The sequence below is a fragment of the Allorhizocola rhizosphaerae genome (genome assembly GCF_003426775.1).
GTDB lineage: Bacteria > Actinomycetota > Actinomycetes > Mycobacteriales > Micromonosporaceae > Allorhizocola > Allorhizocola rhizosphaerae.
Window position 1 is genome coordinate 1 of sequence record NZ_QJUG01000001.1, and the last position, 15,272, is coordinate 15,272.

Annotated in this window: 13 protein-coding genes and 1 pseudogene; 3 read left to right on the plus strand and 11 right to left on the minus strand. The window is 67.4% G+C overall.

Annotated features, from left to right (window positions below; all coding sequences use genetic code 11):
• A pseudogene (locus DM816_RS43570) lies at positions 1 to 632 on the plus strand (hypothetical protein); the annotation flags it as partial.
• A gap of 786 nt (positions 633 to 1,418) precedes the next feature.
• Here DM816_RS43570 and DM816_RS43575 read toward each other — a convergent pair.
• From DM816_RS43575 to DM816_RS00025, 4 genes are all read right to left on the minus strand, one after another.
• Positions 1,419 to 2,411 carry a hypothetical protein gene (locus DM816_RS43575; RefSeq protein WP_211588480.1) on the minus strand — a complete coding sequence of 331 codons (993 nt, stop codon included), beginning with the start codon at positions 2,409 to 2,411 and terminating at the stop codon, positions 1,419 to 1,421.
• 78 nt (positions 2,412 to 2,489) lie between these two features.
• The gene (locus DM816_RS00015) at positions 2,490 to 3,266 is read right to left on the minus strand and encodes a hypothetical protein (protein WP_117207930.1); all 777 of its coding nucleotides are present in this window, start codon (positions 3,264 to 3,266) and stop codon (positions 2,490 to 2,492) included.
• Complete coding sequence (locus DM816_RS00020) at positions 3,259 to 3,666, minus strand: hypothetical protein (RefSeq protein WP_117207931.1); 408 nt, start codon at positions 3,664 to 3,666, stop codon at positions 3,259 to 3,261. The genes DM816_RS00015 and DM816_RS00020 overlap by 8 nt, the downstream gene beginning before the upstream one ends.
• Positions 3,663 to 4,295 (minus strand): hypothetical protein, encoded by a 633-nt coding sequence (locus tag DM816_RS00025; RefSeq protein ID WP_162906939.1) that lies wholly within the window; start codon positions 4,293 to 4,295, stop codon positions 3,663 to 3,665. Before DM816_RS00025 ends, DM816_RS00020 begins: the two co-directional genes overlap by 4 nt.
• A gap of 784 nt (positions 4,296 to 5,079) precedes the next feature.
• On the opposite strand from DM816_RS00025, the gene DM816_RS00035 reads away from it, so the two are divergent.
• Both DM816_RS00035 and DM816_RS00040 read left to right on the plus strand, forming a co-directional pair.
• Positions 5,080 to 5,646, plus strand: a complete 567-nt coding sequence (locus DM816_RS00035; protein WP_162906940.1) for a papain-like cysteine protease family protein — start codon at positions 5,080 to 5,082, stop codon at positions 5,644 to 5,646.
• An 11-nt stretch (positions 5,647 to 5,657) separates the two neighbouring features.
• Positions 5,658 to 6,410 carry a hypothetical protein gene (locus tag DM816_RS00040; protein ID WP_162906941.1) on the plus strand — a complete coding sequence of 251 codons (753 nt, stop codon included), beginning with the start codon at positions 5,658 to 5,660 and terminating at the stop codon, positions 6,408 to 6,410.
• 194 nt (positions 6,411 to 6,604) lie between these two features.
• Here the strand turns inward: DM816_RS00040 and DM816_RS00045 are convergent, their stop codons facing one another.
• From DM816_RS00045 to DM816_RS00075, 7 genes are all read right to left on the minus strand, one after another.
• A complete protein-coding gene (locus DM816_RS00045; RefSeq protein ID WP_117207936.1) occupies positions 6,605 to 7,372 on the minus strand; it encodes an enoyl-CoA hydratase in 768 nt (255 codons plus the stop codon).
• A gap of 18 nt (positions 7,373 to 7,390) precedes the next feature.
• A complete protein-coding gene (locus tag DM816_RS00050; protein WP_117207937.1) occupies positions 7,391 to 8,749 on the minus strand; it encodes a ferredoxin reductase domain-containing protein in 1,359 nt (452 codons plus the stop codon).
• On the minus strand, positions 8,746 to 10,332 hold the full coding sequence (locus DM816_RS00055) for an amino acid adenylation domain-containing protein (RefSeq protein WP_117207938.1): 1,587 nt from the start codon (positions 10,330 to 10,332) through the stop codon (positions 8,746 to 8,748). The genes DM816_RS00050 and DM816_RS00055 overlap by 4 nt, the downstream gene beginning before the upstream one ends.
• A 129-nt stretch (positions 10,333 to 10,461) precedes the next feature.
• Positions 10,462 to 11,637, minus strand: coding sequence for a sensor histidine kinase (locus tag DM816_RS00060; RefSeq protein ID WP_162906942.1), 1,176 nt, complete (start codon positions 11,635 to 11,637; stop codon positions 10,462 to 10,464).
• A gap of 47 nt (positions 11,638 to 11,684) precedes the next feature.
• Complete coding sequence (locus DM816_RS00065) at positions 11,685 to 12,365, minus strand: response regulator transcription factor (protein ID WP_117207940.1); 681 nt, start codon at positions 12,363 to 12,365, stop codon at positions 11,685 to 11,687.
• A gap of 340 nt (positions 12,366 to 12,705) precedes the next feature.
• A complete protein-coding gene (locus DM816_RS00070; RefSeq protein ID WP_117208000.1) occupies positions 12,706 to 13,665 on the minus strand; it encodes an NAD(P)/FAD-dependent oxidoreductase in 960 nt (319 codons plus the stop codon).
• Positions 13,666 to 13,708: 43 nt separating this feature from the next.
• Positions 13,709 to 15,217 (minus strand): MFS transporter, encoded by a 1,509-nt coding sequence (locus DM816_RS00075; protein ID WP_117207941.1) that lies wholly within the window; start codon positions 15,215 to 15,217, stop codon positions 13,709 to 13,711.
• Between the last annotated feature and the right edge of the window lie 55 nt (positions 15,218 to 15,272).

Sequence of the window (15,272 nt, forward strand, 5' to 3'; positions counted from 1 at the left end):
GCACGGCGTCCGGGACTCCGGCCGACGTGGCGTCCGCGGGTCCAGCCGGATCGGGGCTGCCGGGCGGGACAGGCCGGTCCGGCGGGCCCGTGGTGTCCAGCGCCCCCGGTGGCGGCGGTGCCGGCCCTACACCGGTAAGCCCGGCCAATACCGGCTCGAAGCCCCCGACGACCCCGCCCACCGCAGCGACGCCCTACCCCCGGACCAGAACAAACAACGGCACGGAAACGGTCGGCGTGCGGATGACACCGTCGCACGGCAGCGACAACCCCATGCCCGACTTCCGCCTGTCGGCCAACATCGTCGAAACGGCCGAACAACCTTGGGCCTATATAGACATGGCTTACCAGCGAAGCCCTCATTTCCAGAGTCCGTCCGGCTACATCACCTGGTCTTTGGAGTTGTACACATGCTCCGGCACCAAGATCAAGGAATCAGCGGGCAGCGAGACCATGGACTTTGTCAACGGTACGACCCGCACGATAGACGTCTACATGTACCACGGCCCGCACTACCTGACGGCAAGGCTCACCTCGTTGGAGGTGGGTTTGACCTCAGTCCCCTCCATGGCAATCGTGACCTGGAGAGGCGCACCGATCACCGCCACCACCCCGTGCACCACGCTCCCCTAGATGATCGATGCATGGGTTGAGCTGCCAGCGTGCCGGTTTGACCGGCTGTGTGGGCGAGATGTCGTTGCGCTGCCGCCGGGTGACCGGCCTTGCGCAACTCGTTGCCGTGCACACCAGGCGTGCGCCGGTTGCCGTGGCAGCGTGGCATCACGAGAATACGAATGGGTTGCTGCGTCAGTACGTTCCGAAGGGCATCGACTTGATGTGTGCACGGTGTCGAGGACTTGGAGCGCATCGCCGCTGAACTCAACGACCGACCGCGCAAGCGGTCAGGATTCCGTCAACCGATCGAGCTGATCGGACCGCTGGTGCGATGATGGTCAGAATCCGCCGTCTGATACGTAGACGAGCCGGCGAGCCTCCGATCAGGCATCCGGGGGAACATCACCGCACCGGTGAGGCTTTACAGGAGACCGCCGCCAAGGCGCCATACACCACCGGCGACAAGCGAGATCAGGATTAGCGCTACGACTACCCGGATGAACACCCTGGCGGCTTTGCTGCGCCCTGGGCTGGTCGCGCTGTCGGCGAAGGCGGCGATGCCGGCCACTGCGCCACCGGGCGATAGGAAAGTGCTATTTTCGGTCCACGGCACCAGCTGTGGAGCTTGCGACGGTGGCACCTCCCGAAACGGGGTGGAGCTCTCTGGGATCGTCATATACCTATGGTAGCCGCCGGGAGCAGGCTCAGAGCCGGACGTAGCCGAGCAATCCCCCGGCCGACACAGGGCTGATCGACGACTGACGGCGCTACAGACACACCCGCGCGAGCACGACCGGAACCTCCTTACTCAAGGGGGTCCCAGTGGTTGGCGTAGCGCAGCAGCGACTGCGCGAGGCTGGGGTGAGTGGCCGCCCAGACCGTGTCGAACAGGTACCACTGCTGGTATCCAAAGGTTTCGTCGCAGTGCATTGCCAGCTGAGCCGCGTGGTCACTGACGTGCAACAGGGATTTCTCGGGGCGGCGGCCCGAAGTGAACTCCGCCGATGCCATCAGTTGCGCAGCCGTCTGGTGCGCCGCCTCATGTGCTGGTGGCAATTGTGGCCAGTCGGCATTGAGATTGAATCCGGGCCACCGGTTGCACCGCAGCAGCGCCTGGCGCAGGTCTTGCTCGCCAGGGGCGATCAGCGCCCGCAGCAGCGTCAGCTCGACCGGCCAATCACGATCTGGTACCTCAATGCTTTGCAGATGTTGTGTCAGCTCGGGCAGGGCAACGCCGGCGAATGCCAGCGGTTGCAGCCGGGCAAGGCTTTCTCCGTCGTAGTAGGTGAGAAACACCGCGTAGGTGGTGACGTCGTTTGCGCCGGCTTGCGTGATGGCGGTCACCGGCACCGTCGGGTCAAACCTCTCGGAGCCGATACCCTCGTCGGGCAACGGCCAGGACTCATGCAACAGGTAGGCAAGACGATCGGGTGCCGCCTCCGCGATGTGCTCGTCGAGGAAGAAGTAGGCCAGTTCCACCTCATCGTCGTCGGTTCGTACGCGTAGGCTGTGATCGTCGAGCCGGATGTAGTCCTCGCCGCCTTCCACATACAGGTGCTCGTGCAGCAGGGCGCGCAGTTGCTCGTCGGTCTGCGGTTCAGGCAGGTCGTCTGTCTGCGCCGCCTCCAAGATTGTGTCCAGGCCGTAAACGTCGGCGCCCAGCTCGGCTTCGACGAACTCGCTCGGATCCGAGCTGGCCCAGCCGCGTTTGAACCAGCCCAGGACGGTCGTGTCCGGTAGGCGGCGCACGTGTTTACCCAGCGGGCCCTCGTAGTGCGAGCGGTAGACGAAGTACACGGCCGCGACACTACGTCACGGCCGCTTCCCGCGCAGACCAGGCGGAGCCCGACCGGAGGGGCCCTTCGTTGTGCGGGATCAGTCCCTGACGGCCTGCGGCCACCCACCACCGGGGAACTTGCTCTCGTCCACCCGGTCGGACACGATCTGGCGCACGTTTTCGCCGGCTTCCACAATCCGTTGGCCGATGCCGGTCAGATTGTCGACCGCGGCGGTGACGAGGGTGCCGACGATTGACGCCAGGTCCGAGATCGCCCACGGGATGTCGATGATGGTGCCCGCCTTGACGGCCGCTTGAGCGACATCTCCGGCGATCGTGCCCATCACCTGAGCCAGCTTCGTGACGTAATCCACGTTGGCCTGCGCGATGCTGTAGAGCCATTCGCTGATGAAGCCCGCCTTGGCCGACAGTTCCCCGGCCGCGCCGGCCTGTGGCGGCACGATCTGCTGCTTGTAGTGGCTGGCGGTGCCGCCCTCCCAGTAGGAAAGGTTCTCGGTGGCATACTGCTGGATCACGGGAACCAAGCCGGAGACAGGCTGCTTGACCGCGGTCAACCAGTGGAAGCTGATGTTGATCAAGGAAATGACCGGCGTGTGATGAGCCAAAACCTCTCCGGCGATGTCCAGCAACTCGTCGAGCTTCTCCTTGATGCCGTCGAGCGTTTCGCTGAGGGCATGGACTGCGGCTGAGCCGATGACCGGCGACAGCCACCAGGCGTTGTCGGCAAGCTTTTGGGCCAGCGCGTTGAAGTCCTCCACCATCTGGTCGCTGGTCTCCTCGATCTGGCGGACGGCGGTCTCGACCGCGCTCGTGTGCTGCGACGGATCGCCGCTGGGCTCGCCTGGACTAGTCACCCTGCTGCCCTCCTGCGTGCCCCTCGGCCGCGGGGGCCTGCGCACCGTTCGTCGCCGGTTCTGCGTAGATGGCTTCGAGATCGGCCGCCGCTGTCTGATCGGTCCGGTCGAACTCGTCGGCCATCCGGTCCAGCGCCTCGCCCAGTTGCAGCCACTCGGTCGCCGCGCTTTTGACCAGGTTCTGGACTTCCGCGTAGAACCCGTTGTAGGCCTCGGAGTGCAGCGCCGTGGCAATATGCTCAGTCGGCCCGATGAAGAACGCGGTGATGCCCAGCTCAAGCCCGGCGTTGCCCACCGGGTTGGCGTAGACCGCCGACATCTCGTCGGACAGGTCGCGCCATTTGTCGGCCTCCTTCCGGACGTTGTCGGTGACGACCTCGGTCGTCGTCGGGCCGGTCACCGGACCTCCTCCCGCTCCTGGGTCTCGGCCTGCCGGAACAGCTCCAGCGCCGCGTGGCGCAGCTGCTCGGTGTCGGCGTGCTGAACCCACATGGGCTCCGCCGTGATGCCGACCAGGACACGGCCCTCACACCTGCCGCTGAGCAGCCCCAGCGAACCACCTACCGTACGGGTTCGGCCCTCTCCGGCCACCCGCGCCGCCTTCTGCCTGCGGTAGAGCCGGTCTTCGTTGTCCGACAACCGCTGCCAGACCTGTTCAATGGTCATCGGCTCGACGTACGGCAGCGGCCGCCGGTCACGATCCGGGTTATGGCCTTCGGCGGCCACGCGTTCCCGCTCGGCCAGGGCGGCCAGGCACCTGGCCCGCGCCATGGCGGCCGCCGCGTTGTTGCGCGCCTCCAGCAGGGCCGGTCCCAGCCGACTCGCACCGAGCCGGTCGCGCCAGTCCGATCTGATGTGGACGTCGACTACTTTGCCGGACTGATCCACCGCCACGCGAACGGTGTCGCTGTCGTCGCTGGCCTCGTTGTTAGCCGGCGCCCGGTAGCTGCGCCCACCGACTTTGGCCAGCTCCGCCAGTGCCTCCTGGCGCAGCTGGGCCCGGTCGCCGCTGAACTCTATGTCTCTCAACCGCCAACGGTCCCGGCCTTCTCGGTACATGCCACGCCCCCAAAGGTAATCTCCAATTGCGCCCGAACGACTTACTCGTGGCCGCTGAGTACGACCTGAGCGACGAACGGCGCTGTCGAGCGTGGCATCGCAGCATTGCACCACCATTGAACGAGAATTGAATCCGCTGGTCCTCGGCGGTTGACTCCGGCAGACCAGGGGCACCCACGCCCCCGGCGTCCACGATTGCACGCCGAGCGGCGCCGCCCCGCGACTTGGGCGGGAGTATCGGTCAGGACGTTGCCCAGAACGACTCCCGCCGCAACATGCATATCGCACCCGGCGAGATCCCGTGGTCCTGGAGGAGGCGGTAACCCGCCATCACTTTGGCATGAGTCCCTCTGCCGGACAACATCTTCCGGCTCCGATCGTGGATCTCGGCGGGGCACATGTCCCGCGACACCGCGACGGCGAGGCCGAGCACGGTGGCCGCGAACTGCGCCGTGTAGGCCCGGCAGGGGCCAACACGGGGTAGGGATCAGCAGATCGAGGACGGGAATCTGAAGTGGCCGATGCGGGCGCGCGTTGATTGAGGTTGACGAGCACCGCACGCAGCCGAGCCGGCCCCACCTCGATTGGCCCGTGCTCACCGTGCGCCGCTACCTGTCCAGGAACGCAGCACGCTGCGGATTCCATCCGCGCACAAATAACCGTCAAACCCCGCCCATCACACTCGGAGATCGACGCCACCCGTATGCGGCGGCAAACGCCGTCGGACTCACCACACCCCTACCGGAGGTAGCACGTGAACGAATTACGGAGGCACCCGGCACGGATTCTCGCCGTGCTGATGGTCTCCCTCGGCCTGGCGATCGCCGCACCGCAGGCGGCTATCGCGGCGGAGAAGAACCTCAGTGTTACGGCCTACCAGCAGGAGAAGTCGAACTGGTGCTGGGCCGCGGCGTCCAAGATGATCATCAAGTACAAGACGGGCCGCACCGTATCGCAGTGCCAGATCGTCAAGGACGGAAAGCACATTTCCACCTGCCCGAACCAGGCGGGAACGCGGGCCAACGTGATGAGCGCGCTGTCGCAAAACGGTGTCAACTCCGGCTCCCAGGTGGACCTGACCTGGGCGCAGATGAAGAACGAGATCGACAGCTCCCGACCCATCTACAGCGGAATCGTGTGGCGCTCAAACGGCGCCGGGCACGCCCACGTCATCCGCGGTTACTACAGCACCGGCTACTCCACCGGAGTGTCCTACATAGACCCGGCGACCGGTTCGAGGACGGCGCGCGAATGGGCTAACTACAAGGACAACTCGAGTTGGAACGCAAGCACCGCGCTCATCTATCTCTACAAGCTGTGACAGGAGGCGACATGACTATGAAAAAGGCGCTCCGCGCCGGTGCTCTGGCGACAGCGCTCACCATCGGCGTCGTCCTGCTCGGCTCCCCCGCATCCGCCGACGCGCCCACCGTCGGCGCACCTCCGGCCGTCGTCGCCTGGTTCGCCCAGGACGCGGCGCAGGTCGCCAGCGATGTGCTCGGGACCAAGGCGGTCAGCCTCGAGCCTGACCAAGCGGGGGGCGCATACGCGGTCGGCGTGCCGGCGCGGGTGCACGACTGGAACCCGCAGTTCGTTTCCGGTACCTCCGATCAGGTTGCTGTCTCGCGCGATGAGTGGGTGGCCGCCCTGTACCGCGATGGCCAGATCGTCGGCACGATCGCGGCGGTCCTCGCTCCTGACGGGAAGGTCGCGTTCTCCTACGCCGACGATGATGCCGCAGCGGGCAAGGGGCTGGTGTCCCGCGACGTCGCGGGCAAAATCGTCCAGGATTTCCGCATGGGCGGTCTCGTCGAGGTGAAGCCCGACGGCAGGACCTTGGGGCTGTCCACGGTGGCGGCCTCGATGCTCGGCGTCGACGGCGCGGCCGATCTGCGGGCGACCGTCCGCAACGCGCACTTGCCGGGCCCATTGGACTCGGCCGGCTCGGCTGAAGCCGGAAGCGGTGCCCCGCCCGAGAGCCGTGGCGTGACACCGCTCGGGTTCGGGTTGGCGCTCGCGCTGGCCGGGCTGGTGCTCTGGCTCGCGTGGCGGCGCCCGTCGGCCCCGCTGGCGCACCGCCTGTAACCGCCGGGCGCGTTGCGCCAACCAGGTGCTGCTGCACGAGCATGATTCGCTGGAGCGTCGGCGCAACTCCATAATTGGTCGCAGACAACGGCGTGGACCCGAGCCGTGAAGCAAGCTGCCTTCCGTACGAGGTGCGCGACCCCCAGTCGGCTCCATGATCCGTCTGCGGGTCGCGCACCTCGTACCGCATGGCCTCAGCGGCCGGTGAACCGCGCGGGCCGCTTCTCCAGGAACGCCCGCATCCCCTCGGTCTGGTCCTCGGTGGCGAACAGGGCGTGGAACACGCGCCTTTCGAACAGCAGGCCTTCCCGCAGACCGACCTCAAGCGCCCGGTCCACCGCCTCGCGCGCCGTCATCGCGGCCGGCTTGCCGTATGCGGCGATCCCCTTGGCCACGGCCATCGTCTCCGGCAGCAGCGCGTCTGCGGGGAACACCCGGGCGACCAGGCCGGACCGTTCCGCCTCGGCCGCGTCCATCAACCGCCCCGTCAGGATCATGTCCATCGCCTTGGCCTTGCCAACCAACCGGGTCAACCGCTGGGTACCGCCGATGCCCGGGATGACACCGAGCGTGATCTCCGGCTGGCCGAACCGGGCGGTGTCGGCCGCGAAGATGAGGTCGCACATCATCGCCAGTTCGCAGCCGCCGCCGAGCGCGTATCCGGCCACCGCGGCGATTTTCGGGGTACGCAATGCGGCGAAGCCGTCCCAGCCCGCGAAGAAGTCCTCCGTGAACATGTCCACAAAGGACTTCGGCGCCATCTCCCGTATGTCGGCCCCGGCGGCGAAGGCCCGCCCGGAACCGGTGATGACGAAGCAGCCCACGTCGGGGTCCCGATCGAGTGGACGGAGCGTGTCGACGAGTTCGGTCATCAGTTCGGTGTTGAGCGCGTTGAGCACCTCCGGCCGGTGCAGGTGCACGGTGACGACCCGGTCGTGCTGCTCAATCTTGATGTGCTGCATGGAGTTGCACCCTTTCGTTCAGGAGTCCCAGATGGCGCCGTATGCCGGGATGCCCCGGCGTTCGAGGCCGTGTACGACCTCCCAGGTCAGTTTCTTGTTCGAGATGCAGATGACGGCCTCTGCGCCAAACGCGACATACGCGTCGTAGGCCAGCCGCACCATGTCGGGCTTCCCGCGCTCGGCCGTGTCCCACACGGTCGCGTCGGGCTGGTCGGCCAGGATCTCGTCGACCAGCGCATCGCCGTAGGTGGCTCGCGGGCTGCGGGTCGCCCAGACCAGCCGGGACGGCACCTTGCGGGCCAGCAGGTGCGGCAGCACCGGTCCGATCCCGCTGCCGGTGGCGACGTAAACCACTTTGGTGAACAGGGTTTCGATGTTCGCGACCCCGGCGGTGGTGATGCCCTTGACCCACACGTGCGACGGCGCGTCGTCGATGAAAGACCCGGTCCAGTCACCGGCGCGGGAGATGGTGAGCCGGAAGCCGGATTCGCCGGGCGCGGGCACGTTGGCAAACGAGTGCCACTCCCACAGCGGACGGCGGCTGATCGCGGTGGACGATCCGGCGAACGGGGTCACCCCGTGGTTGAAGCGCGCCAGCGCCACGTGGCTCGACGGCCGGGTGATGTCCACCCGGACCTTGCGCAGACGCAGCCAGGGCAGCGCGATGCTGGCGGTGAGCAGTGCCAGCGCCCAGATCTGCGGCGCGGTCAGCAGGCTGCCGCCCTCCGCCCGCACGAACAACACGGTCTGCGCCCAGAACAGCACCAGCGCGGTCCACCCGCCGAACCGGTGCATCCGTTCGAACCGGTCGTGCCGCCTGGCCCGGTAACCCGGCCGCGCCATCACCACGACCGCGGCCAACAGCGCCGGCAGCGCAAAGGAAACGACGAGCAGGCCCGTTGATATAGCCGGGTCGCCGCGCAGCGCCGCGACGGTGATGGAGCCGGTGAAGATGAAAATCCATATGGTACCGGCGAAGGCGCCCCCGACATGCAGGCCGCCGAAGTGATACACCTTGCCCAGGGTCCAACGGACGCGCAGCGGCCAGTGCGTGGGCGCCCGCGTCGCGAGCCAGAAGAGCAGGTTGATCACGTACTGCTGGCGGATGAGGATCGCCAGCGCGAAGTTGGCCAGGACGGCGCCGGAGATGGCCGCCAAGTCGATGTGATTGCGAGACCACCAGTCACCCCCGGTGATCGCGTGTGCGAGCAGTGCCGCGTTCGCCGCCAGCACGAGGGCGACGAGGCGGTTGTGGTGCATCAGGCGTGGATGCTTGAGGATCCGCCGCAGAGGTGAAATCGGCGGCGGCAGCACGGGTTGCTCGACGGAGCCGGACGCGGGGATTGTCCCGGCGCGGACGGGACTGACCACGGTCATGCCGCCTGCTCCGCCCCGGCGATGGCGATCTGCCGCAGCGCCGCCTTGTCGATCTTCCCGCGGCTGGTCTCCGGCAGGCTGGGCAACGGGTAGACCGCCGCCGGGACGCAGTAGTACGGCAAAGCCGAAGCCACGGCCTGCCGCGCCACCTCGGGGTCGACCTGGCCGGGCGCCACAAACGACACGAGATTGCGGTCGTCGAGCTTGAGGGTGACCGCGCGCAGGCAACCCGGCACGGACTCCAGCACGGCCGAGACCGAGTCCAGCTCCACCCGGAATCCACGAATCTTGACCTGATCGTCGGTGCGGCCCAGGTGTTCCAGCTGACCGTCCGGGGTCCACCGGCCCAGGTCACGCGTGCGGAACATCAGCCTGCCATCGCCGAGAAACGGGTCCGGCACATAGCGCTCGGCGTTCAAGGCCGGGTTGTCCAGATAGCCGGCCGACACACAGTCTCCCCCGGCCCACATCTCGCCGACGTCGCCGATGGCGCATGGACGCCCGGACGGATCGAGGACGTACACGGTGTTGTTCGGTGTCGGCCGGCCGATCGTGAGCAGCAGTGCGCTCGGGTCGTGGTGCTGCATCGTGTTCACGATGGTGGTCTCGGTCGGCCCGCACCCGTTGTAGAAGACGCATTGGCGGGCCCACCGGTCGGCCAGCGGTCGTGGGCAGGGTTCACCCGCCACGGCCACCACCTTCGCCCGCGCACACCGGGCCGGATCGACAGCGCTCAAAATGGTGGGGGTCGCGATGATGACGTCGGCGCGTTCGGCGGCCGCGGTGATGTCGTCACCCCGGATCACGAGGGTCCCGCCGTGGCTCAGACAACCGAGGATTTCCCATGCCGCCATGTCGAACGCCACGTTGAGCAGTTGGGCCACCCGCCATCCCGGGCGGATGGCGAGGTCTCCGGGCGCGGTGAGCAGGATGTTGCACACGTTGCGATGGGAGACGACGACTCCGTTGGCGCGTCCGGTCGTACCGGATGTGAACAGCACATAGCAGTTTTCGCCGGCGCCGGTTGACTGTCGTGATTGGAATCGGCCCGCGGACGGGCCGAAGGGTTGGGACATCAGCGTGTCGAGGGTGATGAGATGGTGCCCGTGCGGCACCGGCACCCGGTCGGCCACGCTGGACACGGTCAGGATGGCCCGCGTCGCTGCGGTGCTGATGACGTGGCGCAGGTGGGCCGGCGGAGCGTGGGCGGCGTCCTGCGGGACATAGGCGGCACCGGCCTTGAGCGCGCCGAGGATGCCGACCAGCATGGGAATGCCGCGCCGGACAAACAGGGCGACGTTGTCGCCCGGGCGCACGCCGCGGTCGGCCAGCACCGCGGCGAGCCGGTTCGCCTGACGGTCCAACTCGGCGTACGAAATCGTCTCGCCACCATGTTCGGCGGCCACCGCGTCCGGGCGCATGGCCGCATGCCGCTCGAACGCGTGGTGGATATGTGTCTCCGGCACGGCCGCGACCGGCCCCTGCCCGAAACGCCGGAACAGTTCGCGGTCGCGGTCTGAAAGGTGGTCCAGCAGGGGCGTGGACCAGGAGGTCGAGGTCCGCTCGATCACCTGTGGGTACATGGTGTCATCCCCTCCGATCGAAAGTTTGCCGTGGCGCTAAACGCGCATACCTCGATGGTTGAGAGCACATCTCAGAACGTTCTTAGAAACGCGTGCGGACCTCGGTTCCACGCCGTCCGTTCGCAGTGATCAGTGCGATCGCAGAGGTGCGGCGGGCAACCGCACGGTGAACCGCGCGCCATCCCCCGGCCGGCCCGCGGCCACGACGGTGCCGCCGTGACTCTCGACCACCTCCCGGGCCAAGGCCAGCCCCATCCCGAAGCGATGGCCCCGGCCGGCGGCGCCACGCACGAAACGGTTGAACATGACACGGTGCTGCGCCGGATCGAAGCCGACACCGGTGTCCTCGACGACCAGCTCCACGGTCCGGCCGCGGTCGACCGCCGCCACGGACACGGTGATCCGCCCTCGGGGCGGGGTGTGCCCGATGGCGTTGTCCACCAAGGCGGACAGCATCCGGCGCAAGGCGGATTTCACACCCAGCACCACAAGCGGCCCGGCCCTGGTCTCCAAGACTGCGACCAGCTCCCGCTCGCCGAGGCGTCCCGCCTCCGCGCCGAGCAGATCGGCGGCGACCTCGGCCAAGTCGACCCGCTCATCGCCCGGGGCATCCGACCGCAGCCGGGCGCCGCGCAGCATGTCATCGAGCACCTCACCGAGTTCGCGGCTGTCCGCTACCATCCGGCGCAGCTCGGTCACGAGCGGCTCGGGCAGGTCGTCGGCCCGCTGCAACAGGAGTTGACTGCGCATGTGCAAGCGGGTGAGCGGTGCCCGGAGTTCGTGGCTCGCGTCCTCGACGAACCGGCAGCGCCGATCCAGCAGCCGCGCGACCGGGTGCAACGCCCGGCGGGCCACCATGACGCCGGTGGCCACCGCCACCACCAATCCCGTGAGCCCGGAGACCGTCACCGCGGCCAACGCTCCGTCGCGCGTCCTGCGCTGCCTGCTCTCGTCGAGGACGACCTGGCGCACCTCGGTCCCGAACCGCTTGGTCAGGACCCGATAGACGGTACCGTTGCCCTCTACCGCTTCCTCCATCGGTCGCCCACCGGATGCCACCGCCCGCATGGAGTCGTGCAGCGGCAGGCCTGGCGGCACTCGGCCGGCGCCGGTCCACTGCTCTCCGCTGAGGACGAACAGCCACACGCCGGGATCTTCGCCGGCCGGCTCGTCGCAGCTGATGGCGTCGTTGAGCGACCGCTCGACCGCGTATTCGTGGTACTGCCCGACGAGCAGGCAAGCCAGCGCACCGACCAGGAGGACCATCCCGCTGATCGCGGCGGTCAGGCTCACCGCGACGGACACGCGAGCCCGGTGCAGGACGCAGTCGTCCCGGCCATGGCCCGCTTTGTTCACAGAGCGCCGATCTGATAACCCAGGCCGTGCACAGTGCGTACCACGCCGGGCCCCAGTTTGCGCCGCAGATAGTGCACGTAGGTGTCCACAATGGACTCTGAGTCGGCACCCTCGAACACCCGGCTGCGCAACTGCGTCCGGCTGTGCACCGCCCGCGGCCGCCTCGCCAGCGAACGGATCAACGCGAACTCGCGGCCGGACAGGCTGACGAAATCGCCGCTGGGCAGTTGCACCCCGCGCTGCGCCATGTCCAGCCGGGCGGCGCCCAACGGGATCACCTCCGCCTGGTCGATCGCGCGACGGCTCAGCGCCCTTGTCCGGGCGAGCAATTCGGCCACCTCGAACGGCTTGGCGAGGTAGTCGTCGGCACCGGCGTCGAGCCCGTCGACCAGGTCGGCACAGCCGCCGAGCGCGGTCAGCATAAGCACCCGGGCGCTGACGGCGCGCTGCCGCAGGCGCACCACGAGGTCGAGCCCGTCCAGTCCGGGCAGTCCCCGGTCCACGACGATCAGCCGATATGCCCTGGTCAGTGCGAAGTGGAGGCCACGGTAACCGTCCGGGGCGTGGTCGACGGTGAAGCCTTCGGCGGTGAACAGCTCAACCAACATGCCGGCCAGCGCGCCGTCGTCCTCCACGAGGAGGAGACGACGCGGGCCGTCAGTTGAACGCTCATCCATCTCAACATCATGGCATCTACCGACACGATTGTCAGGAAGGAGAGCCGATGAACCGCGAAAATCCATCATCGAATGTCGATTGTTTTTGATTGGTTCCAAATTAGACGCGCATACGACGATCCCTTTCCCGGCAACATTTCTCCTCCGAGCGCCGCTACCTGTCATTACGGGCGTCTGCCAAAAATCGATGCGGTCTTTTCGGAAAGCTGGGATACACGACCGGTGTTGAGATGATCGTGGCCGCCCAGGCCGCAGGCGCGGGCGCCACAGGCGTCTGTGCCGCAAGGGCATAAGACTTCCGGTGTTGGGGCGGTAAACCGCTCGAGCGTGGGGACCAGAATCACGGCACGTTAGCGGAGACCGGGCCTGGCCGAGGAGCGGTGTCGGTGGCGACCAGGTTCTTGTCTGCCGCGATCGCCGCGATCGTGCCGCTGGCCGTCGCCGTGGCGACAAAGGGCAGAGGCATCGGAAGGCTCGGCCGGTGTGCCATGTCGCCGGCGGCGTACACCCCCGGGACGCTGGTCGCCTGGAAGTCGTCGACCTCCACGCAACCGTCCGGCAGCAATCGGCATCCCAGTTTGCCCGGCAACTCGGAGCGCTGCGCGAACTGCCCGATGGCGAAGAGCGCCTTCCGCGAGAGCGGCTCGCCCGACTCGAAGACAATGCGCTCCAGCTCTTCGTCGCCGGACTCCAAGCGGACGATCTTTTCATCGCGGACCGATACGCCGTTGTCCGCCAACCGGTTCAGTACCGTTTCGTCGAGCTCGTCGACGCGGCCGTCGGCACACAGGACCACGTCAGAGGTGAACCTCCGCAGGTGCAGGGCGAGATCGACCATGACACCGTCGTTGTACAGCACGGCGATCGGGTTGCCGCGGGCCGCTTCGTAGCCATGGCAGTATGGGCAGTGGTAGATGCCGCGTCCCCACAGCTCCCCGAATCCCTCGATATGTGGCAGTTCGTCGGCCAGCCCCGTCGCCAACACCAGGCGTCGCGTGTGGACGGTCGAGCCGTCCCCCAGCGTCAACTCGAACCCTTCGCCGTCTCCCAGCGGAGTGGCGTCGTCGACCGTCCCGGTCCGGGTCTCGATGGTGGGATACTGCTTGAGTTCCGAGTGGGCGATCGCGCGAAACTGACTCGGGGGCGTGCCATCCCGGGTGAGGAAGTTGTGCATGTTCTCGGCGCGTGCGTTGCGGTATTCGCCGGAATCGATCAGAAGGGCCGGCCGGATTGCGCGGCCGAGGGTGAGCGCGGCGGAGAGACCGGCCGGTCCACCTCCGACGACGATTACATCGAACATTGGGACCCTTTCGAGGTCGGACTGACTGTTCGGGCGGGCCATGTCATGCCTCTCGTCTCCCGCCGATTCCGTGCGGGACCGTCAATGGTTCGGCGACCGCGCCGTCGTTTTCCGCGAGTGCACTGCCCGAATCATCGGATTCGGTGGCTGTACGCCGAGATTTCCGCAGTAGCACGGCGGCCAGCACACCGGTCGCTGCGGCAAGCCCGGCACCGGTGGTGAGAGCGGCGCCGACTCCGTCGGTCAACGACGACAGCGCGTCACCGCCTCGCCCGGCCGACCGCGAACTGGCCGCCACCGCGACCGCGCCGAGCACGGCCAACCCGATCGCGCCGCCGATCTGCATGGTGACGTTCACCAGGCCCGAAGCCAGACCGGCGCTGTCCGCGGGCGCCTCGGCGGTAGCGGCGATCATCAGGGCGACGACACTGAGCACGGCACCGATCGCGGTAACGGTCAGCGGCCCGATCACGTCGGTGAAGTAGTCGCCGCCCACGTCGGCCTGGGCCAGCCAGAGCAGGCCCGCCGCGGCGATCAGGCTTCCGGCCGTTGCCGGGATGCGGTATCCGATCCGGCTGACGAGGCCACCGACGTGGGTTCCCAGCAGCGCGAAGCACAATGCCGCCGGCATTTGGGCCAACCCGGCCTGCAGTGGCGTAAATCCCAGTACGTGCTGCACGTACAGGGTGAGGAGGAAGAACATCGGCATGATGGCGGCCTGGGTGAGAAAGGTGAGTCCGTTGCCGTTGCGCAGCGACGCGATCCGGAAGATTCGCAGCGGGATGAGTGGCTGGCTGCTGCGCGACTCAATCACGACGAACGCGACGAGCAGCACCGCGGCCGCGGCGAAAAGGCCGGTTGTCTGTGCGGTGGCCCAGCCGACGGTTCCGGCGTTGAACAACGCGTACACCACCAACGAGACACCTGCGGTGACAGTGACGGCTCCGGCGATGTCGAACGAACGGTGGCTCGCGTCTTTGGCCTCGGGGAGCAGGCGCGGAGCCAGCAGCACGACCACGGCCACGATCGGTAGGTTGATCCAGAACACCGACTGCCAGCCGAACCATTGGGTGAGAAGGCCACCGAGGACGTATCCGGTGGCGGCACCCGCGGCGGCCACCGACCCCCAGATGCCGAGGGCTTTGCTTCGCGCCTTTTGCTCCGTGAAAAGGGTCATGACCAGTGCAAGCGCGGCCGGTGAAACCATCGCCGCGCCCGCGCCCTGCACCGCACGGGCGATGATCAGCCACAGCGGTGCGGTGGCAAGCGCACCGGCCAGCGACCCCACTGCGAACAGTGCCAGACCCCAGACGAACATCCGGCGCCGTCCGAGAATGTCACCGGCACGGCCGCCGACCAGCAGCAAACCACCGAAGGCGAGGGCGTAAGCGTTCGCCACCCAGGTCAGGCTTTCGGGCGTGAACCCGAGTTCCGACTCCATCGACGGGGCGGCGATGATGACGATCGCGGTGTCGACGACGAGTACGAACTGGGTCATGGCCAACAGCGCCAGTGCGAGCCAATGCCGAGTGGGTGGAAGTGGTGACGTCATCTGTAATCTCCCCTGAGATAACCGAGGTACCGGGAGAGGTGAACCCCGGCCGTGG